We start from the raw sequence: 21,648 nt of genomic DNA, 5'->3' as shown, positions 1-21,648 counted from the left end.
TTCGTACACAAATAACACTCTCTAACATGCAATTGAGAGCTACAGTTTTGCGCTCGCCTTCTGGTGCTGGTTAAGCAGTGCCCTCAACTTGAGTGGTTTGACCGGCTTACTGATAAAACTAAAACCGTGCCCTTCAATCATGGTCTTTGTCTCCTCGGTCCTATCGGCACTGATCACCGCGCCACGGAAACACTTACCGAGTTTCAGGGTGCATTGCTGCAGCACCTGCAAGCCAGTTTCTCCGTCGGTAAGGTGGTAATCACTCAAGATGAAATCAGGCTGCCAACCGTCAGCCAACTGCTGCATCGCGGCGGTGACCGTTTCGGCCAGGCGGATCTCGCACCCCCAGCGGGCCAGCAGGGTTTCCATCCCCAGCAAAATATCCGGCTCGTTATCGACGCACAGCACTTTGAGCCCAGCCAGTGGGGCAGGTGCTTTTTCTGCCAGCGCTGGTTTCTCCGGCGCTTCAACCAACACACCCCGCCTTACCCCGAGGGCAAATACCGTGCCCTTGCCCGGCCATGAGCGCAGCGACAGGGAGTGATCCAGCACCCGGCTGATCCCGCGGGCAATGGCAAGGCCTAGTCCCAAGCCGTGATCAACACCGCTGCGTTCGATGCGGGTAAACTCATCAAAAATATGGGCCTGCTTTTCCTCAGGAATCCCCGGGCCGTTATCCCACACCTCTACCTGCAACACACTGCCACTGCGGCGAACGCCTAACACCACCTTACCCTTCGGGTTATAGCGGAACGCGTTGGTCAGGAAGTTCTGCAGTGCCCGGCGCAGCAATTTTGGATCCGAGTAGATCACGGCATTGCAGGGGACAACTTCGAAGGTGATCCCCTGCTCACGGGCCAAGGCGCCGAATTCGGCACTGAGGGTATCAAGCACCTCGCTGATCCGAAACGCATGGACATTGACCTGCAATTTGCCGGACTCCAACCGGGAAACATCCAGCAAGTCTCCAATCAAGTCTTCCGCTGCACCAAGCGCGCTTTCAATATGGCGAGCCAGCTTGGCCGCTTCTTGCTCCTTTGCCACTTCCGCCAGCGAGGACGAAAATAGCCTTGCGGCATTGAGCGGCTGCATCAAATCATGGCTCACCGCCGCCAAAAACCGCCCTTTGGAATGGGCCTGCAGTTCAGCCTGCTGGGTGGCACTGACCAACTGGCGGTTAAGGCGTTCGAGTTCACTAGTCCGCTGCCTTACCCGCTCTTCCAAGGTTTCATTGGCTTCTTGCAGGGCTTTCTCAGCATTACGGAACTCGGTGATATCGGTAAAGCTCATCACGAAACCGCCGCCTGGCATCGGGTTGCCCTGCACCTCAATCACCTGCCCATCGGGACGAATACGTGAGGATGTATGAGCCGTACCGCGCTGCAGGTGCTCGACCCGCTTGGCAACATGGCCTTCAGGATCGCCCGGGCCACAAAGGCCTAGCTCTGCATTGTGGCGGATGACATCGGCAATCGGCCTACCAACCTGAATGAGGCCCGGCGGGAAAGTGAACATCTCGGTATAGCGCTGGTTCCAGGCCACCAGCCGCAGCTGCTTGTCGACCACGGCGATACCCTGGCTGATATGCTCAATCGCCCCCTGCAGCAGGCCTCGGCTGAAATCAAACAATTCCGAGGCCTCATCGACAATTGTCGCGACTTCTTCCAGTTGCATCTTGCGCCCCTGCAGCGCCGATGTCAGGACCAAGCGGGCAGAAGACGCCCCGAATACCCCAGCCAAAACCCGTTCGGTATGTCGGATCAGGGTAGAAGGCGCTTGCTGTTGTGGTAGAAGCGCTTCATGGCGCTGCTCACCAAACTGGCGGAAGGCATGGCGAATGCGTTTGCGGCCAACAAACCTTGCTGCCAGCATTTCCAACTCGGCGACCGTTACGCGGGTCTGGTACAAGCTGCTGTCACCACTCTCCGGCAACGGTGCGCCGACAAACGAAGCAGCCTGAAGCCTTTCAGTCAAACTTGAACGGGTCAGTAAGGACACACTTACATATAATCCAATATTGACCAACAGGCTCAGTAGCATGCCCCAGTCAACACTCGATAACTTACCGAGCACCGGCCAATTCGGCGGCGCCAGTAGCCACAGCAAGATATTGGTCTGTGGTGTGCCAGCCAGCATATTGGTCTGGCCCATCATGGTCACGCCCCAAATGGCGATACCGCCCAGCAGGCCTGCATAGACACCATTACAGTTACCCTCACGCCAATAGATCCCGCCCAGTAGCGCTGGGGCAAACTGGGCAATCGCCGCAAATGACAGCAAGCCAATGGCTGACAACGACGGGATTTCTCCCAATATCTGGTAGAAGCCCCACGCTGCCAGCAACAAGAGCAGAATGAGACCACGGCGAATGTTGAGCAAGATCCCCGAGAAGGCGTGGTGGTTACGGCCGGAGATCCGCATCCGGCGCAGCAGCATCGGTAGCACGAGATCGTTGGAAACCATGATGGCAAGGGCGATGGTCGAGACAATCACCATCCCGCTCGCTGCCGAGGTCCCGCCGAGGAAAGCCAGCAAGGCAATGCCTTCGGCACCATGCAACAGTGGCAAATTAATCACATAGGTATCGGCGGCGATATGGGGCAGCCATACCTGACCAGCCAACGCCAACGGGATAACAAAGATCCCCATCAGCACCAGGTAACCCGGGAATACCCAGCGCGCCCGGTGCAAGTCCTGCGCTCTTTCATTTTCGACTACCGTGGTATGGAACTGGCGCGGCAGGCAGATAATCGCGGCCATGGTGAACAGGGTATGGATCAGCAAACTACCAATATGGGGAGTAGTAGGTTGAAGCAGTTCACGGCTTGCCGTTGCCAGATCCGGAATATCAAACAGCAAAACGACGGCGAATACCCCAACCACCAAGAACGCCACCAATTTGATAATGGATTCGAATGCGACTGCCATCATCATGCCGCGGTGGTGCTCGGTACTGTCGATATGGCGGGTACCAAACAAAACAGTGAAGACGGCTAACGCCACCGTTACCACCCAAGCCGTATCGAGGGAGCCTTCTGTGCCCCCCATCTCCTGACCGAGGTTCGGTGCAACCAACTCCAACCCCATGGTGATACCACGCAGTTGCAGGGCGATATAGGGCAGTATGCCGACGACGGCAATCAGCGTAACCAGAACGGCAAGCCCTTGCGATTTACCGTAACGGGCCGCAATAAAGTCAGCAATAGAGGTAATGTGTTCGCGCTTGGCGATCAGTATTAGCCGGGCTAGCACCCGCCAGAAGAAAGTGAACACCAAAATCGGCGCGATATAGATAGGAAGGAAGGACCAGATATTCTGGCTGGCTTGGCCAACCGTGCCGTAGAAGGTCCAGGAAGTGCAATACACGGCAATCGACAGGCAGTAAATCCAAGGCCGCCAGCGTGACATCCACTGTTTTTTCCGGTCCCCGTACCAGGCTATCCAGAACAACAGTCCCAAATAGGCCAGTGTGACCGGCACGACAATCCATCCCTGTGCCATGCTTTATCTCCAACTAATTGATTATACCCAAATGATTTGAATATATTGTGAGCACCAGTGTAACCAAACCACTGGCACTCACCAATCAGCAGGATCACAGTTCTTGGCTGCAGCGTGCTACAACCAAGGCTGAATTACTGGTTATCGGCCACTTCACCCGCTTGGGCAAACTGGCGCCGGGCCTTGGGCTCGACTTTCATCAACAGCGCCGGGATCCCCATCGCCGCCATCAGCCAGAAGATGTTGGCACCCCACAGACCGTAGAGCCAGCCGCTCAAAGCGGTCATCAGGGCCATGAAAGCCCCCATCGGCAAGGCGTTATACAATGCCTGCAGGGCGACCATCTGGTTGCTCTGGGCTTTCTGGATATAGCGGATAGTGGCCAGGTGACAGGCGGCGAACGTCACCCCGTGCAGCGCCTGGGCGGCTACCAGCAAAGGGAGTTCTGTCATGCTGGCCGTGATCCCCCAGCGGATCAGCACACCAACAGCGGCCAGACGGAACATACCGACCACCGACCAACCAGCAAAGAGGCGCTTGCTCATAGCAAAGACGGCGACTTCCGCGACCACCGAGAAGCTCCATAGGTAACCAATCACATCTTCGCTGTAGCCCACTTCCTTCCAGTAAATGGCACTGAAGCTGTAGTAAGCGGCATGGCTGCCCTGCAACAAGGCGATAATGGTCAAAAAGCGAAGGACTGCCGGATCACGCATCAACTGCATCAAGGCAGGACGTGGCTGGTCGTGGCTACCTGGCTCTGAGACCGGCAGGATAGTCGGCTGGCGCATACCCAGCACCAGTGCCCCGACCAAACCCGCAGCCGCTACCCAAGGGATCACATCCGGGCTGTATTGCGCCGCCAGCAAACCGACCACGGTAGAGCCTGCGATAAAGGCAACCGAGCCCCATAGGCGTGTTCGACCATAGTCGAGGTGGCCTTCTTTGGCGTAGTGGTTTGCCAACGCATCCGACAGCGGCACGATAGGCCCGACCATCATATTATAAATTACCGTCATGACAGTAAGTGCCCACAAACTACCACCACAATAGATATAGGCGATACAACTGATGAGCGCTGCCAAACCGAAGCCACGCAGGGCTGGGATAAGATGCTCGACTTTGTGGATACGGGGAGTAATAACCAGGTTAGCTAGGCAACGGACACCAAAGCCCAGCCCCAGCAACAGGCCAATATTGGAGGCACTGACCTCGAGATGCGCCAACCACAACGCCCAGAACGGAAGATAAACACCATAATTAAAGAAAAACCCCAGCAGGTACTGTGAGGTCCAACCGTAAGGGCTACTACGAAACATGCCTTGTCCTATCGTACTGAAAAAATCTGGGCGTTATTATGCCTCTAATGGAACATAGCCCCAATGAAATTATCCGCCCTTTTTCTTTCCCCCATTTCATTGCCGGCTGTACTTTGCAGGACAACCTTTTTTTTGCCGATAGTAGACTAAAGTCGTCTGGAGCTTTTGCGTTATCAAGCAGACACTGCATACAGTGCCCATCGTTCCGGAGAGCCGACATGTCCGACAGCTTTGATACCTCCCTGCCCCCTTTTGACCGTCTCAGTAGCGAGCAGCAACAACGCCTGGTCGACTCACTGGATGTGGCCTACTACCGCCATGGGGATATCCTGGTTGAGGCCGGCAAACCCAGCGAGCAATTGCACATCATTATCAAGGGCAGCGTTGAGGAAAGTGCTGCGGACGGCAGCGAAATCTATGCCCATTACACTAGCGATGACCTATTCGATGTCCGCTCCCAGCTAGAGCCATCATGCCGCCACCGTTATACCGCACTGGAAGACACCTTGTGTTACCTGGTTCCCAAGCCACTGTTTCTCGACCTCTATCATGGCAACAGCCAGTTCGCCGCCTACTTCGACACTAGCCTGGCCCGCCGCCAAGAATTACTGGAAGAAGCCCAGCGCCAGCAGAATTTGGCGGAATTCATCCTGACCCGGGTCGACAGCAGCAATATCCAACCTTGCCTGCTCTTACCGCGCAGCTGTGATTTGCACGCTGCGACGGTGAAATTGCAGCAACATGGCATGGATGCCGCCTTGGTCGAAGCGGGAGACGAGCAGCCTTACGGCATCATTACCCGCACCAATTTGCTCCATGCTGTTATGCTCGACAACCTGCCCATCTCCACCGCAATTGGTGAGGTTGCTACCAGCCCGGTGATCAGTGTCAGTAAAGGCGACTACCTGTTCAATGCGATGCTGGCGATGACCCGGCACAAGGTCAAACGGGTATCGGTCACCGACGGTGAGGAATTGGTGGGTATGCTGGATCTGACCCAGGTACTGAGCCTGTTCTCCACCCACTCCCATGTCCTGACCTTGCGGATCGCCCGTGCGACGACTGTTGAGGAACTCTCGCTGGCTGCGAGCAGCCAATCCCGTTTGGTGGCAACCCTATTCAACAATGGCATCCATACCCGTTTCGTGATGGAACTCATCGCGGCTGTCAACGAGCAGATCATCGAGAAAGCTTTCCGCTTGGTGGTCCCGCAGGCCCTGCAAAACCATTGCTGCTTGGTCGTCATGGGCTCGGAAGGACGTGGCGAGCAGATTCTCAAGACCGATCAAGACAACGCCCTGATCATCGAAGACGGTGTCGAATGGCCGGGGTTGGCCGATACCATGGAAGCCCTTACCCATACCCTGCACCAACTGGGCTACCCGCTCTGTCCGGGCAAGGTCATGGTCAATAACCCTAAATGGGTCAAGCACCAAAGTGAGTGGTTACATACCTTGCAAGGTTTTGCCCGAAAAGGGACCGAGAATGAAATGATGGATTTGGCAATCCTTGCCGACAGCCATGCCGTAGCCGGTAACCCCGAACTGTTACGCCCAATCAAACAGCAGCTGCACCGGCAAATGGCCGAGCAAGAATTGCTGCTGACCACCTTCACCCGCCCAGCCCTGAGGTTTAGCGTCCCGCTGTCATTGTTTGGCAAGCTCAAAACCGGAAAGGACGGGCTGGATATCAAACGCGGCGGGATCTTCCCGATTGTCCACGGAGTAAGGGCACTGGCACTTGAGCATGGCATCGAGGACAACAATACCTTCACCCGCCTCGAACAACTGGCCCAGCGTAAGGTGCTGGAGAATGATACTGCCTCCAACCTCAGCGAAGCCCTCAAGCTGTTCATCAAATTGCGCCTGCGCCAGCAACTGGATATCCCTGCCGGTGGGTTGCAGCAGCACCTCAATGTCGAGCGACTCAACCGCGCCGACCGTGACTTGCTGCGCCACAGCCTGCATGTGGTGAAAAAGTTCAAGGAATGGCTCGGGTACCACTACCAGATCCGCGACTAACACCAGCCAAGGAGCATGATGATGATTAATACCCTGAGACGCTGGTGGTACCGCCATAAATTCAAGGACAGCCAGTACCATGACCTATTCTCCCGCTACCGCGGCACCGAACTGGTTTCACTCGATTGCGAAACCACCAGCTTGGATCCGCACAGCGCCGAACTGGTCACCATTGCCGCGACCCGGATCCAGGACAACCGTATCCTCACTAGCCAGTCTATCCACCTCACTTTGCGGGCACCGGCCAGCCTTGATGCTGGCTCGGTGGCGATTCACCGCATTCGTCATCAGGATCTCAACCAGGGGCTGGAAGAAGGCCAGGCACTAGAAAAATTACTGGCCTTTATCGGCAACCGCCCACTGGTTGGCTACCATATCCGCTATGACAAAACGATCCTCGATCGCTACTTCCAGCGTCACTTCGGCTTCCCGTTACCCAACAAAACGATCGAGGTCAGCCACCTCTATCACGAGCAGCTCGAGCGCCAACTGCCCAATGCCTATTTCGACCTCAGCCTCGAGGCAATCAGCCGCCCCCTCGACCTGCCGGTACCGCCGCGCCACGATGCCCTGCAGGATGCGATTGCCGCTGCGATGATCTACGTTCGGCTAAAACACGGTGATCTGCCTCACCCTGTTGCTAGGCAAGCTTAACCGCCAGCGAAAGAAAATAAATTAATCAACACCTTACAGGGCAATCAAGTTGCGTTTTATCAGCGATAAAGCGCAAGTTTTTGACTGCAACAACACTGCAAAACGGGCCTTTTCCCCACATTTTGCCCGCTCTCATCCTAAAGTCTAATTGAGACCTGCGGCGATCTGTCGGAAGTTATTAATCACGCAAGCCAAAACCTGCATACAGAATAATCCGGTCCAGTACGGACATTAACGGAACACAAGGAGAAAGAAATGAGTGAGGTTCATGTGTATCCAGTAAACCAGGACATCGCAGCCAACGCCCATGTTACCGATGAGCAGTACCGTGAAATGTACCAGCAGTCTGTGATCAACCCGGAAGGCTTCTGGCGCGAGCACGGCCAGATTGTTGACTGGATCAAGCCATTCAGCCAGGTCAAGAACACCTCGTTTGATACCGGCCATGTCAGCATCAGCTGGTTCGAAGACGGCACCCTCAATGTGTCAGCCAACTGTATTGACCGCCACCTCGCGACCCGTGGCGACCAGCCAGCGATTATCTGGGAAGGCGATGACCCATCTGATGATGCCACCCTCACCTATAACGAGCTGCACGAGCAAGTGTGCCAGTTTGCCAACGCCCTGAAGAGCCAAGGTGTACGCAAAGGCGATGTGGTTTGCCTTTACATGCCGATGGTTGCCGAAGCCGCTGTTGCCATGCTGGCCTGTACCCGCATCGGTGCCGTCCACACGATTGTATTTGGTGGTTTCTCACCGGAAGCCCTCGCTGGCCGTATTACTGATTCCAATGCCAAAGTCGTGGTCACTGCCGATGAAGGGATCCGCGGCGGCCGTGCGGTACCACTGAAGAAAAACGTTGATGATGCGCTGGCCAACGACGAGGTCACCAGCGTAGAGAAAGTGATTGTTTTCAAACGCACCGGCGGCAACGTTGAGTGGGACAGTAGCCGTGATGTCTGGTGGCATGAAGCCACAGCGGTTGCCTCTTCCCATTGTGAGCCTGAAGAAATGAATGCCGAAGACCCGTTGTTCATTCTCTACACCTCAGGTTCAACCGGCAAGCCAAAAGGCGTGCTGCACACTACCGGTGGCTACTTGGTGTATGCCACTATGACCTTCAAATATGTCTTCGACTACCAGGAAGGTGATATCTACTGGTGTACCGCGGATGTGGGCTGGATCACCGGCCACAGCTATCTGGTTTACGGCCCGCTGGCCAACGGGGCAACCACCCTGCTGTTTGAAGGTGTGCCAAACTACCCTTCGACCAGCCGCATGAGCGAAGTGGTCGACAAGCACAACGTCAATATCCTTTATACCGCACCGACAGCTATCCGTGCCCTGATGGCAAAAGGTGACGAGGCGATTGCCGGCACCAAGCGTTCATCGCTACGTATCATGGGTTCGGTCGGTGAGCCTATCAACCCTGAAGCATGGGAGTGGTACCACCGTACCATAGGTGACAGCCGCTGCCCGATTGTCGACACCTGGTGGCAAACCGAAACCGGTGGCATCCTGATCACCCCACTACCTGGGGCAACAGCCCTTAAGCCGGGGTCGGCAACCCGTCCGTTCTTCGGGGTACAACCAGCATTGGTCGACAACATGGGTAACATCCTTGATGGTGCTACCGAGGGTAACCTGGTGATGATCGATTCCTGGCCGGGACAAATGCGTACCCTATGGGGCGATCACGATCGCTTCGAGCAAACCTACTTCTCGACCTTCAAGGGTATGTACTTTACCGGAGACGGTGCCCGCCGCGATGAAGACGGCTACTACTGGATCACCGGCCGTGTTGATGACGTACTGAATATTTCTGGCCACCGAATGGGGACGGCTGAAATCGAGTCGGCACTGGTAGCCTTCGACAAGATTGCTGAAGCGGCAATTGTTGGGGTACCGCACGATATCAAGGGCCAGGCCATCTACGCCTATATCACTCTCAACGATGGTGAAATCCCATCGGCGGAACTGCACAAAGAAGTCAAAGACTGGGTCCGTAAAGAAATCGGCCCGATTGCAACACCGGACTTCCTACACTGGACCGATGCACTGCCGAAAACCCGCTCGGGCAAAATCATGCGCCGTATCCTGCGTAAGATTGCCACCGGCGACACTGCAACATTGGGGGATACCTCCACCCTGGCTGACCCAAGCGTGGTAGAGAAACTGATCGCCGAAAAGCAGAAAGTACTGTGATTTTTCGCTTTCAATGAATAAAAGCCGCCCCAGTTCACATTGCGGGCGGCTTTTTTGATCCAGTGCTAAAAGTTACATTTCAGTCGCAACTAGCTATTGTCACCTGCCTCAGGGTCACGCATAGTGCTAGCTGCTACATATTCCATTCTTCCCCCTCAATCGCCAAACAGCGTACATATGTACAAATTAAAATGTGGTGATTAGACCAGTATTTTGCTGCGATTTGCGGTGAATTCTCTATAATTGCTCATCAAGCATGTTTTGGCAGACAACATCGGAACACAGGGAAGCAACATTTCAGCTTTTTGCACGTTGCTAGAGTAAAACCTCAAATACAAGTGATATAACGTCAAGATGTCGACCGTTCAACGAATTTTACTGATCAATGGCCCGAACCTGAACCTACTGGGTTTGCGTGAGCCGGGACATTACGGCCAGCAGTCTCTGGCCCAGATCGTAACGCACTTAACTGCCAAAGCCTCCGAGTTAGGCGTGACGCTAGACCACATCCAATCGAATGCGGAACACGAAATCATCAATGCAATCCACCAAGCCCATGGCAAGGTCGATTTCATTCTGATCAATCCCGCTGCCTTTACCCACACCAGCGTTGCTATCCGCGATGCCCTGTTGGGGGTCAGCATCCCGTTCATTGAAATACACCTGTCTAATGTTCATGCCCGGGAACCATTCCGCCACCACTCCTACCTGTCAGATAAGGCTGTCGGGGTGATCTGCGGCCTGGGCCCAGATGGTTATGAATTCGCCCTGCAAGCTGCGGTACGCCGCCTGCAAGCAGACGCCAACTGAACATAAAAGAGAAAGATAAATGGATATTCGTAAAATCAAAAAACTGATTGAGCTAGTAGAAGAGTCTGGTATTGCCGAGCTAGAAATCTCTGAAGGTGAAGAGTCAGTGCGCATCAGCCGTGCTACTGCCCCAGTCGCAGCACCAACTCAAGTGTTTGCTGCTCCTGCACCTGTTGCAGCTCCTGCCGCTCCGACTGCCGCTCCGACTGCCGCACCAGCCGCTGCTCCTGCAGCTGAGGCTCCAGCCGCAGCTGCAACACCTGCTGGCCACCAGGTTCTGTCGCCAATGGTAGGTAGCTTCTACCGTGCGCCAAGCCCAGATGCGAAACCATTTGTTGAAATCGGCCAATCTGTCAATGCGGGTGATACCCTTTGTATCGTCGAAGCAATGAAGATGATGAACCAGATCGAAGCTGACAAAGCCGGTACGGTTGTAGCTATCCTGGCAGAAGACGGCGATGCCGTTGAGTTCGACCAGCCGCTAGTTATCATCGAGTAACCGGGGCCTTTTATGCTAGATAAAATTGTAATTGCTAACCGAGGCGAGATTGCGCTGCGTATCCTGCGCGCATGTAAAGAGCTCGGTATCAAGACCGTCGCGGTGCACTCAACCGCTGACCGCGATCTCAAGCACGTACTGTTGGCTGACGAAGCGATCTGTATTGGTCCTGCCAAGAGTACCGAGAGCTACCTGAACATCCCTCGCATTATCAGCGCAGCGGAAATTACTGGCTCGGTGGCTATCCACCCAGGCTATGGTTTCCTGTCTGAAAACGCCGATTTTGCCGAGCAGGTTGAGCGCTCTGGCTTCATTTTCGTCGGCCCGAAAGCAGACACCATCCGTATGATGGGTGACAAAGTTTCTGCTATCACCGCGATGAAAAAAGCTGGCGTTCCTTGTGTACCAGGCTCTGACGGCCCACTTGATGACGATGAAGCCAAGAACAAAGCCTTTGCCAAGCGTATCGGCTACCCGGTTATCATCAAGGCATCAGGCGGCGGCGGTGGCCGTGGTATGCGTGTGGTCCGTAGCGAAGCAGAGCTTATTGAAGCTATCCAGATGACCCGTGCCGAAGCGAAAGCGGCCTTCAACAACGATATGGTTTACATGGAGAAATTCCTAGAGAATCCCCGCCATATCGAAGTTCAGGTACTGGCTGACGGCCAGGGCGGAGCTATCCACCTTGGTGAGCGTGACTGTTCTATGCAGCGCCGCCACCAGAAGGTTGTGGAAGAAGCGCCAGCGCCGGGTATCACCGAAGAAATGCGCAAGTACATCGGTGAGCGTTGTACTCGTGCATGTATCGAAATCGGCTACCGCGGTGCCGGTACCTTCGAATTCCTGTACGAGAACGGCGAATTCTACTTCATCGAGATGAACACCCGTATTCAGGTTGAGCACCCAGTGACCGAAATGGTTACCGGCGTTGACCTGATCAAAGAGCAGTTGCGTATCGCCGCTGGCCAGCCTCTGTCGTTCACCCAAGATGACATCAAGATCAAAGGCCACGCCGTTGAGTGTCGTATCAACGCCGAAGATCCTGAGCGCTTCCTACCTTGCCCTGGCAAGATCGAACGCTTCCACGCTCCGGGCGGTATGGGCGTACGTTGGGAATCGCACATCTACACCGGCTACAGCGTGCCACCGTTCTACGATTCAATGATCGGCAAGCTGATCACCTTCGGTGAGAACCGTGACGTGGCTATTGCCCGCATGAAGAACGCCCTTGGTGAGATGATCATCGACGGTATCAAGACTAATGTTCCTCTTCAGCAGGAAATCATGGCGGACGAGAACTTCCAGCACGGTGGTGCCAATATCCACTACCTCGAGAAGAAACTCGGCCTTCAGTAAGGTTGATACCTTCAAGTAAAAAGCTGCTTCGGCAGCTTTTTTTATTTCTTTGCACCGCATTTGCCCTCCCTTCCTAGCGCTCCCTGCTAACTTTTGCCACAATAGCCCCCTTATATTTGTATGAAGAATGAGCAATGGGACACACCTGCGCTGCCCCCTTGCTGCCCATCAACCGGAAACAACACCATGAAAACGCTGTCTGCGCGCTATCGCCAGGCCCACAAGGAAGCCAAATGGGCTGTTGGCCTCGCTCTGGCCTACTTCGCCTGGTGGTATTTCTCGGCCTATGCTTTTGCCCCTAATGGCATAGACGAAAGCCTGCCTACCCTATACTGGGGATTCCCGTTATGGTTCCTACTGGCCTGTATTATCGGCCCGATCCTGTTCACCGTGCTCTGTGGCCTGATGGTGAAATATATCTACCGCGACATGTCGCTCGAGGTCGAGCAGGAGGCCGGTGATGAATAGCCAACTGCTGATCCCCCTCGTCTTGTACCTGATGGCCGTGTTCGGCCTTGCCATCTACACCCGCCGTCACCGTAGTAATGGCAGCGGCTTTCTCAACGAATACCTGGTCGGCAACCGCAGCATGGGCGGCTTTGTCCTTGCCATGACGCTGGCGGCGACCTATGCCAGTGCGAGCTCATTCATCGGTGGGCCGGGAGCCGCCTACAAAATGGGCCTTGGCTGGGTGCTGCTGGCAATGATCCAGCTACCTGCAGCCTGGCTGACTCTTGGGGTACTCGGCAAGAAATTTGCCATCGAAGCGCGCCGCCACAACGCATTGACGTTGAACGATATTCTCTATGCCCGCTATAAAAACCGTGGGGTGGTGATCTTCGCCTCGCTGGCCCTGCTGCTGGCATTTTTCGGTACCATGGTGGTGCAGTTTGTCGGCGGTGCCCGATTGCTACAAACCGTCACCGGCCTGTCCTACCATCACGGCTTGATCCTGTTTGCCGCCACCGTCGGTCTCTACACCACTATCGGTGGCTTCCGTGCCGTAGTGATGACCGATACCGTGCAGGGGATCATGATGATCATCGGTACCATTGCACTGCTGGTCGGTATCGTCCATGCCGGTGGCAGCATCGGTGAGATGATGGGCGAACTGCACCGTATTGATCCGGCACTGGTCACCCCGTTCGGCCCGGACAACTTCCTCAGCCAACCTTTCATGCTCAGTTTCTGGGTACTGGTCTGCTTCGGCGTCATCGGCCTGCCCCATGCTGCGGTGCGCTGCATGTCCTATAAATCCACTGGCTCCTTGCACAAAGGCATGGTGATCAGCACCGCGATGGTCGCCTTCCTGATGCTCGGTATGCACCTTGCCGGCGCGCTGGGCCGTGCCATCGTGCCGGACATCGCTAGCCCGGATCAGATCATGCCGACCCTGATGATGACGGTGCTACCACCGGTCGTTGCGGGTGTATTCCTAGCCGGGCCGATGGCCGCCATCATGTCGACCATCGACTCCCAGCTGATCCAAGCCTCCGCCACCCTGCTCAAGGATTTGTACCTCAACTACATCAATCCGAAAGCCGCTGAGGGGCCGGAAGCTGAAAGCCGTCTGCCGAAATTATCGCTATGGGTCACCGGTATTTTCTCGCTGCTGGTCTTTGTTGCCGCGACCAACCCGCCGGATATGATCATCTGGCTCAACCTGCTGGCTTTTGGTGGGATGCAGGCCGTCTTCCTGTGGCCGCTGGTTTTGGGCCTGTACTGGAAAAAAGCCTCGGCGACCGGTGCCTTTGCCTCTATGGTCAGCGGACTGGCCTGTTATATCGCTCTATCGCTGCTCAAGCCCGATTTGGGCGGTATCCATGCCATTGTACCAACCCTCGCGATTGGCCTTGTCACTTTCGTCCTAGGAAGCCTAGTAAGGCCGGTTCCGCAACAGACCTTGCAACAGGTCTAAAACAACCTCCAGATAGCACCTTCGGGTGCTATCTTTTTTTTAACTGGCTAAAAATCATGCTAGACTCCGCATCCTTGAATTTAGCTAACCTAAAAGCGAAATAACCATGCCTTGGATTCAAATCAAACTGAACGCGACGGCTGAGAATGCTGAAGCTATCGGCGATATGCTGATGGAAGAGACGGGCGCAGTCTCGGTTACCTTCCTTGATGCCCAGGACACACCTGTTTTCGAACCACTTCCGGGTGAAACCCGCCTGTGGGGCGATACCGATGTGGTCGGCCTGTACGATGCAGAAACGGACATGAATTTTGTCCTTGAGATGCTCAACAACAGCCCGCTGATTGCCGACGATTTTGCCCACAAAATCGAGCAGTTGGAAGACAAGGACTGGGAGCGCGAGTGGATGGACAACTTCCACCCAATGCGCTTTGGCCGTCGCCTGTGGATTTGCCCAAGCTGGCGTGAAGTCCCTGAGCCGGATGCGGTGAACGTGATGCTGGACCCGGGCCTTGCCTTCGGTACCGGTACCCACCCAACCACATCACTTTGCCTTGAGTGGTTGGACGGCCAAGACCTGACAGGCAAAACCATCATCGACTTTGGTTGTGGCTCCGGCATCCTGGCCATTGCTGCCTTGAAGCTGGGCGCAAAGAAGGTGATCGGTATCGATATCGACCCACAGGCTATCCAAGCCTCCCGCGACAATGCCGAGCGCAACGGCGTGGCAGAAAACCTGGAGCTGTACCTACCTCAGGACCAGCCTGAAGGTATCCAGGCTGACGTGGTTGTCGCCAACATCCTGGCCGGCCCGCTACGCGAGCTATCGCCGGTGATCAAGAGCCTGGTCAAAGACGGTGGCCTGCTGGCGATTTCTGGCGTGCTGGAGAGCCAGGCTGAAGACGTTGCGACCTACTACAGCGACGAGCTGACGCTTGACCCAATTGCGGCCCGTGAAGAGTGGTGTCGCATCTCTGGGCGCAAAGCGTAATAGACTTTTTCCTCTTCGATAAACAGTCAATTGATTGAAAAAAGTACAGTTTTGAAAATCAAAACCTAAATGCTCAATTATTGGCCTTTTCAGGAGGGGAAAAAATGCGTAAAATGCGCGCCCTTACTGGCATAGTCAGGAATAGACGTTTGAAGATCGGTCCTTATCAACTTAACAACCAGCTGATAGTCGCCCCAATGGCAGGTGTGACCGATCGGCCATTTCGCGAATTATGCCTGCGCTACGGGGCAGGTATGGCTGTGAGCGAAATGATGTCGTCTAACCCAGACCTGTGGAAAACGTCCAAGTCCCAGAACCGCATGGTACATGAAGGCGAGTCAGGGATCCGCTCGGTGCAAATCGCTGGCGCAGATCCCAAACTGATGGCCGAGGCGGCGCAGTTCAGTGTTGAAAACGGTGCGCAAATCATCGATATCAACATGGGCTGCCCAGCCAAGAAGGTCAACAAACGCCTGGCAGGCTCTGCCCTGCTGCAGTACCCAGATCTGATCGAAGATATCCTTCGAACGGTGGTCGATGCGGTTGATGTCCCGGTGACGCTCAAAACCCGTACCGGCTGGGATCTTGAAAACCGAAACTGTGTCGATATTGCCAAACGTGCCGAACAATGTGGCATCCAGGCATTGGCCCTGCATGGCAGAACCAAGACCTGTATGTACAAAGGCGAGGCAGAATACGATTACATCAAGGCAGTGAAAGAAGCGATCTCGATTCCGGTGATTGCGAACGGTGATATCGACTCACCGGAGAAGGCACGCTTTGTACTGGATTACACCGGTGCCGATGGCTTGATGATTGGCCGCCCTGCGCAAGGTCGGCCGTGGATTTTCCAGGAAATCCACCATTACTTAACAACTGGCGAACACCTGCCGGCTCCATCATTCGATGAAGTTGGTAGCATCATGCTGGGCCACGTCCAGGAGCTCCACCGTTTCTACGGCGAGTACCTGGGTTTGCGTATCGCGCGCAAGCACGTGGGCTGGTATTTGAAAGAGCATGCCCCAGCAGGTGATTTCCGCCGGACCTTCAACGCACTCGAGGATGCCCAACAGCAACTCGATGCGCTGCAAGGCTACTTCGACAACGTTGCATAAATACGAGAAGAGCTTACAGAATATGTTCGAACAAAATCTGACTTCCGAAGCATTGACAGTAACTACTGTTACTTCACAGGACCAAATCACACAGAAGCCACTTCGTGACTCTGTTAAGGCGTCACTGAAAAACTACCTGGCTCAACTAAACGGTCAGGAAGTCGATGATCTGTACGAGCTAGTGCTTGCTGAAGTTGAGCAGCCACTACTGGACACCATCATGCAGTACACCCGTGGTAACCAAACCCGCGCGGCAACTATGATGGGCATCAACCGCGGTACTCTTCGCAAGAAACTGAAAAAATACGGCATGAACTAATCAACCGCTTTCGGTTATCTGATTGCGAAAGCCCAAACCAGGCAACTGGTTTGGGCTTTTTCTTTATCGGCCCTTCCCTTCTCAATATTAAGACTGCCCATAATATCGGTTGAACCATACTGCTTCTCTGTACGTTAAAAGCTTGGCAATCACTACAACGAGGCGATAACGATGAAATCCATGCTCTGTGTATTCAACCGCTCACTACTGTTTGTTGTTATGCTATTTTCCGGCATGGCAATGGCAGGCCACCACGAAGCAAGCGAAGCCGAAAAGAACCTAGTTCAGGTCGCCGCCAATAACGATGACTTCCAGACCTTGGTCATGGCAATCAAAGCGGCCGATTTGGTTGGCACTCTGGAAGGTAAGGGGCCATTTACGGTGCTGGCCCCAACTGATGATGCTTTTGCCAAACTCCCTGACGGCACGCTTGCTGCGTTGCTCGAACCAGAAAACAAAGAAAAACTGCAGGCTATCCTTACCTACCATGTATTGCCTGGCGCCATCTCTTCAGAGGAAGTGGTCAAGCTGAAACTACCTGAAACCGTGCAAGGCAGTACCGTCGCGATTGAAACTGATGACGATGGCAAGGTGACTATCAATGGCGCGAACGTCATTTTAGCTGATGTGCCAGCAAGCAACGGCGTCATCCACGTCATCGACACCGTATTGTTGCCACCGGAACCAAAAGAATAAGTGCCAGCGACAACAACAAAAAAGCCAGCAAAACATGCTGGCTTTTTTAGTCTCGCTTTAAAGAAAATAAGCGGCTAGAGGTAATCACACAGGTAGGCAGTCGGCTCGGACACCTTCACATCAAACGAAGAGTCACCAGGGACTTCAAAATCATCGCCGGCATAGTAGGTTTCCCACTCGATATGGCCGGGGAGTTTCACCGTCAGGGCACCCTTGACCACCGTCATACGCTCCGGCGCAGCCGTACCGAACGTGTACTCACCCGCTGCCATTACGCCGACACTGGCGCGCTCGCCAGATGTTTCAAACCCCAGGGATTTAACCTGGCCATCAAAATACTCATTCACTTTCAACATGACTTTCCCTATCAATAACAAGGCGATACTTTGACGCTACCACAACTTTACCAGCTGCCCAATAAAATTTGTCGGTTGGGCGCTAATTTAGGTTAATGCTCGGGGCAACTGGCCCGCCCGCTGCAACAGCGCTCTTCATTCTGTTGGCCTGTCTGCGACTCATCGTCCCCCAACGCTTCGAGGATAGAGCAGTGGCTGGCATCGTCATCAACATGGCCGCAGCAGGCATCATTGATTTTCTTCAGCGCGTGACGGATACGTGACAACTCCGCCATCTTGCGATCAACCTCATCCAGCTTGGCCTGGGTGATCGCCTTGACCTCGGCACAGCTATGCTGGCTGGCCTCGAGACGGATATCCAGCAACTCCCTTATTTCATCAAGGCTCAGGCCAACGGCCTTGGCCCGCAGGATAAAATGAATCCTGGATAAGTCATCCTCACTATACAGCCGGTAACCGCTATCACTGCGTCCGGCAGGGACCAACAAACCGTTCTTCTCGTAAAACCGCAAGGTATCGCTACTGACCCCACAGTGCTTAGCCAGCTGGCCAATCAAATACATACCGCCCCAACCTTCAGTGATCAGCAAACAACAAAAAGCAAACGTTTGCGTAGTGGTGGAATTAATGTAAAATATGCCGCGTTGATCACAATACATCAACGGCAGCACAGTGTGTATCTTCGATTCTAGCCGAGGGTATTTACCAAAATCCAGTCACTCACCCGCTGGCTTTTGGCAAATAGTCCTCCGTGTTTACAAAGAGATGGTTGCAATGGAAAACGCTCGTCCTATCCGCCGTGCGCTAATTAGCGTGTCAGACAAAACTGGTATTGTTGAGTTCGCCCAGGCGCTTGCCGATCGTGGTGTCGACATCCTGTCCACTGGTGGCACAGCCCGCCTGCTTGCCGAACAGGGTATCAAGGTGACTGAAGTTTCCGATCACACTGGCTTCCCTGAAATGATGGACGGTCGCGTAAAGACCCTGCATCCAAAAATCCACGGTGGTGTACTGGGCCGTCGCGGCACTGACGATGCCGTCATGGGCGAGCACGGTATCGCTCCAATCGATATGGTTGTTGTGAACCTATACCCATTCGCAGCCACGGTTGCCAACCCAGATTGCACTCTGGAAGATGCGGTTGAAAACATCGATATCGGTGGCCCGACAATGGTTCGCTCTGCCGCGAAGAACCACAAAGACGTGACAATCATCGTTAATGCCCACGACTACGATCGCGTCCTGACCGAAATGGCAGCCAACGAAGGCTCACTGACCCACGCAACCCGCTTTGACCTAGCAATTGCAGCATTTGAGCACACTGCGGCCTACGACGGCATGATCGCCAACTACTTTGGTACTATGGTGCCATCATACGGCGACAACAAGGAAGGCGACGAGGAGTCTAAATTCCCACGTACTTTCAATCAGCAGTTCGAGAAGAAGCAGGACATGCGCTACGGCGAAAACAGCCACCAGGCTGCTGCCTTCTACGTAGAAAGCAACCCGGAAGAAGCCTCGGTTGCAACTGCTCGCCAGATCCAAGGCAAAGCCCTGTCTTACAACAACATCGCAGATACTGATGCGGCGCTGGAATGTGTGAAAGAGTTCGACCAACCAGCTTGTGTGATTGTAAAACACGCCAACCCTTGTGGTGTAGCGCTGGGTGACAACATCCTTGAAGCCTACGACCGCGCATTCAAGACTGACCCAACGTCTGCATTTGGCGGCATCATCGCATTCAACCGTGAACTAGACGCTGCTACGGCAACGGCTATCACTGAGCGTCAATTCGTTGAGGTGATCATTGCACCGTCTGTTTCAGCTGAAGCAGTAGAAATTGTTGCAGCCAAGAAGAACCTTCGCCTACTTGAGTGTGGTGAGTGGACAACCAAGACAACCGGCTTTGACGTCAAGCGCGTTAACGGCGGCCTACTTGTTCAGGACCGTGACCAGGGTATGGTGTCTGAAGCTGACCTTAAGGTGGTTTCTAAGCGCCAGCCAACAGAAGAAGAGCTGAAAGATGCCCTATTCTGCTGGAAGGTAGCGAAATTCGTGAAGTCTAACGCGATTGTTTACGCCAAAGGCGATATGACCATCGGTGTGGGCGCGGGCCAGATGAGCCGCGTTTACTCAGCGAAAATTGCCGGTATCAAAGCGGCTGACGAGAATTTGGAAGTTGCAGGTAGCGTAATGGCTTCTGATGCCTTCTTCCCGTTCCGTGACGGTATCGATGCGGCTGCTGAAGCGGGCATCAAATGTGTTATCCAGCCTGGTGGCTCGATGCGCGACCAGGAAGTGATCGATGCTGCCGACGAGCACGGCATGGCGATGATCTTTACCGGCATGCGCCACTTCCGCCACTAATCACGCAAGCCCGGGGTACGCCCTGGGCTTTGTCATATTTAGATTTCGCCTTTGAATATCAGATGATATGCCAAAGGCTTTCATGATTTTAATGCAAGCCATTTTCTAAGTTCAGGTAAATGGCACAGCAATAAGGGATTAAAGATGAATGTATTGATTATTGGTGCCGGCGGTCGTGAGCACGCGCTGGGCTGGAAAGCCGCACAAAACCCAAACGTTGAAACCGTTTTTGTTGCCCCTGGCAACGCCGGTACGGCTCTGGAGCCTAAACTGGAAAACGTCGATATCGGCGTTGAGGACATCGAAGCTTTGGTTGCCTTTGCTAAAGAAAAAGCGATTGAGCTGACCATTGTTGGCCCGGAAGCACCATTGGTTATCGGCGTGGTAGATGCTTTCCGCGCAGCTGGCCTACCAATCTTCGGCCCTACTGAAGCCGCAGCCCAGCTAGAAGGCTCTAAAGCCTTTACCAAGGACTTCCTGGCCCGCCACCAGATCCCAACCGGCGCCTACGCCAACTTCACCGAAATCGAGCCGGCTTTGGCTTACGTTCGCGAGCAAGGCGCGCCTATCGTGGTTAAGGCTGACGGCCTTGCTGCCGGTAAAGGTGTTATCGTTGCGATGACCCTTGAAGAAGCAGAAGACGCTATCAAGGACATGCTAGCGGGCAATGCCTTCGGCGAAGCGGGTAGCCGAGTGGTTATCGAAGAATTCCTGGAAGGCGAGGAAGCGAGCTTCATCGTGATGGTTGACGGCGAGAACGTCTTACCAATGGCCACCAGCCAGGACCACAAGCGTGTCGGCGACAAAGACACCGGCCCTAACACTGGCGGTATGGGTGCTTACTCACCGGCACCCGTTGTTACTGCGGAAATCCACAACCGCATCATGGAAGAGGTGATCTACCCAACTGTGCGCGGTATGGCGGCAGAAGGTCACCCTTACACTGGCTTCCTTTACGCTGGCCTGATGATTGCTGCAGACGGTACGCCGAAAGTTATCGAGTACAACTGCCGCTTCGGCGATCCTGAAACCCAACCAATTATGATGCGTATGGAATCGGATCTGGTTGAGCTTTGCCTGATGGCAATTGACGAGAAGCTGGACCAAGCAGAATCCAAGTGGGACCCACGCGCCTCTATCGGTGTAGTACTGGCTGCAGGCGGCTATCCGGCAAGCTATGCCAAGGGCGATGTGATCAGCCTGCCAAGCACAGACGCGGAAGGCCAGAAGATCTTCCATGCAGGCACAGCAACCAACGCCGAAGGCGAGATCGTGACCAACGGCGGTCGCGTATTGTGTGCAACAGCCCTAGGCAACTCGGTATCTGAAGCCCAGCAGCGTGCCTACGAGCTAACCAAGCAAGTAAGCTGGAACGGTATGTTCCACCGCAACGACATCGGCTACCGTGCCGTTGCCCGCGAGCAGCAAGATAGCTAATCGCCACAAGCTGACGCTCGCCCATCAAAAAACGCGCCCAAGGGCGCGTTTTTTCATTCAGGCCATCACATAGGCCCAACCCCA

General features: G+C 54.4%; 18 protein-coding genes. 14 read left to right on the top strand and 4 right to left on the bottom strand.

Annotated features, from left to right (window positions below; translation table 11 throughout):
* Positions 1 to 39: 39 nt before the first annotated feature.
* Complete coding sequence (locus BIZ37_RS01640) at positions 40 to 3,501, bottom strand: PAS domain-containing hybrid sensor histidine kinase/response regulator (RefSeq protein ID WP_187460028.1); 3,462 nt, start codon at positions 3,499 to 3,501, stop codon at positions 40 to 42.
* A 134-nt stretch (positions 3,502 to 3,635) separates the two neighbouring features.
* Positions 3,636 to 4,820, bottom strand: coding sequence for a 3-phenylpropionate MFS transporter (locus tag BIZ37_RS01635; protein ID WP_107301509.1), 1,185 nt, complete (start codon positions 4,818 to 4,820; stop codon positions 3,636 to 3,638).
* A 218-nt stretch (positions 4,821 to 5,038) separates the two neighbouring features.
* On the opposite strand from BIZ37_RS01635, the gene BIZ37_RS01630 reads away from it, so the two are divergent.
* The 12 genes from BIZ37_RS01630 (at position 5,039) to BIZ37_RS01575 (ending at position 17,404) form a co-directional block, all read left to right on the top strand.
* Positions 5,039 to 6,841, top strand: a complete 1,803-nt coding sequence (locus BIZ37_RS01630; RefSeq protein ID WP_187460027.1) for a putative nucleotidyltransferase substrate binding domain-containing protein — start codon at positions 5,039 to 5,041, stop codon at positions 6,839 to 6,841.
* Positions 6,842 to 6,865: 24 nt separating this feature from the next.
* Complete coding sequence (locus BIZ37_RS01625) at positions 6,866 to 7,495, top strand: 3'-5' exonuclease (protein WP_187460046.1); 630 nt, start codon at positions 6,866 to 6,868, stop codon at positions 7,493 to 7,495.
* A gap of 255 nt (positions 7,496 to 7,750) precedes the next feature.
* The gene (gene acs, locus BIZ37_RS01620) at positions 7,751 to 9,700 is read left to right on the top strand and encodes an acetate--CoA ligase (RefSeq protein ID WP_187460026.1); all 1,950 of its coding nucleotides are present in this window, start codon (positions 7,751 to 7,753) and stop codon (positions 9,698 to 9,700) included.
* A 354-nt stretch (positions 9,701 to 10,054) separates the two neighbouring features.
* A complete protein-coding gene (gene aroQ / locus BIZ37_RS01615) occupies positions 10,055 to 10,510 on the top strand; it encodes a type II 3-dehydroquinate dehydratase (RefSeq protein ID WP_187460025.1) in 456 nt (151 codons plus the stop codon).
* Between the two features lie 19 nt (positions 10,511 to 10,529).
* Complete coding sequence (gene accB, locus BIZ37_RS01610; RefSeq protein ID WP_187460024.1) at positions 10,530 to 11,009, top strand: acetyl-CoA carboxylase biotin carboxyl carrier protein; 480 nt, start codon at positions 10,530 to 10,532, stop codon at positions 11,007 to 11,009.
* A 12-nt stretch (positions 11,010 to 11,021) separates the two neighbouring features.
* Positions 11,022 to 12,365 carry an acetyl-CoA carboxylase biotin carboxylase subunit gene (gene accC, locus BIZ37_RS01605; protein WP_107301211.1) on the top strand — a complete coding sequence of 448 codons (1,344 nt, stop codon included), beginning with the start codon at positions 11,022 to 11,024 and terminating at the stop codon, positions 12,363 to 12,365.
* Between the two features lie 186 nt (positions 12,366 to 12,551).
* Positions 12,552 to 12,833 carry a YhdT family protein gene (locus BIZ37_RS01600; RefSeq protein ID WP_107301212.1) on the top strand — a complete coding sequence of 94 codons (282 nt, stop codon included), beginning with the start codon at positions 12,552 to 12,554 and terminating at the stop codon, positions 12,831 to 12,833.
* A complete protein-coding gene (gene panF, locus BIZ37_RS01595) occupies positions 12,826 to 14,283 on the top strand; it encodes a sodium/pantothenate symporter (protein WP_187460023.1) in 1,458 nt (485 codons plus the stop codon). Before BIZ37_RS01600 ends, panF begins: the two co-directional genes overlap by 8 nt.
* 106 nt (positions 14,284 to 14,389) lie before the next feature.
* Complete coding sequence (prmA, locus tag BIZ37_RS01590; RefSeq protein WP_107301214.1) at positions 14,390 to 15,274, top strand: 50S ribosomal protein L11 methyltransferase; 885 nt, start codon at positions 14,390 to 14,392, stop codon at positions 15,272 to 15,274.
* Positions 15,275 to 15,423: 149 nt separating this feature from the next.
* Complete coding sequence (gene dusB / locus BIZ37_RS01585) at positions 15,424 to 16,389, top strand: tRNA dihydrouridine synthase DusB (RefSeq protein WP_170114940.1); 966 nt, start codon at positions 15,424 to 15,426, stop codon at positions 16,387 to 16,389.
* Between the two features lie 22 nt (positions 16,390 to 16,411).
* Positions 16,412 to 16,708 (top strand): DNA-binding transcriptional regulator Fis, encoded by a 297-nt coding sequence (fis, locus tag BIZ37_RS01580; RefSeq protein ID WP_005372656.1) that lies wholly within the window; start codon positions 16,412 to 16,414, stop codon positions 16,706 to 16,708.
* Positions 16,709 to 16,888: 180 nt separating this feature from the next.
* Positions 16,889 to 17,404 (top strand): fasciclin domain-containing protein, encoded by a 516-nt coding sequence (locus BIZ37_RS01575; RefSeq protein ID WP_187460045.1) that lies wholly within the window; start codon positions 16,889 to 16,891, stop codon positions 17,402 to 17,404.
* A 74-nt stretch (positions 17,405 to 17,478) separates the two neighbouring features.
* Here BIZ37_RS01575 and BIZ37_RS01570 read toward each other — a convergent pair whose 3' ends face one another.
* Positions 17,479 to 17,760: a pyrimidine/purine nucleoside phosphorylase gene (locus BIZ37_RS01570; protein WP_107301215.1), complete on the bottom strand. Its 282-nt coding sequence runs from the start codon at positions 17,758 to 17,760 to the stop codon at positions 17,479 to 17,481.
* Positions 17,761 to 17,852: 92 nt separating this feature from the next.
* Positions 17,853 to 18,323 carry a Zn(2+)-responsive transcriptional regulator gene (gene zntR / locus BIZ37_RS01565; protein ID WP_187460022.1) on the bottom strand — a complete coding sequence of 157 codons (471 nt, stop codon included), beginning with the start codon at positions 18,321 to 18,323 and terminating at the stop codon, positions 17,853 to 17,855.
* A gap of 211 nt (positions 18,324 to 18,534) precedes the next feature.
* Between zntR and purH the strand changes: the two genes are divergently transcribed.
* A complete protein-coding gene (purH, locus tag BIZ37_RS01560; protein ID WP_107301217.1) occupies positions 18,535 to 20,127 on the top strand; it encodes a bifunctional phosphoribosylaminoimidazolecarboxamide formyltransferase/IMP cyclohydrolase in 1,593 nt (530 codons plus the stop codon).
* A gap of 144 nt (positions 20,128 to 20,271) precedes the next feature.
* Positions 20,272 to 21,564, top strand: a complete 1,293-nt coding sequence (purD, locus tag BIZ37_RS01555; RefSeq protein WP_187460021.1) for a phosphoribosylamine--glycine ligase — start codon at positions 20,272 to 20,274, stop codon at positions 21,562 to 21,564.
* The last annotated feature ends 84 nt before the right edge of the window (positions 21,565 to 21,648 follow it).

Source organism: Photobacterium sp. BZF1 (genome assembly GCF_014349205.1).
Classification (GTDB): domain Bacteria; phylum Pseudomonadota; class Gammaproteobacteria; order Enterobacterales; family Vibrionaceae; genus Photobacterium.
Note: the sequence above shows the minus strand (reverse complement) of the source record. Positions and strands in the feature narration are given on the sequence as shown.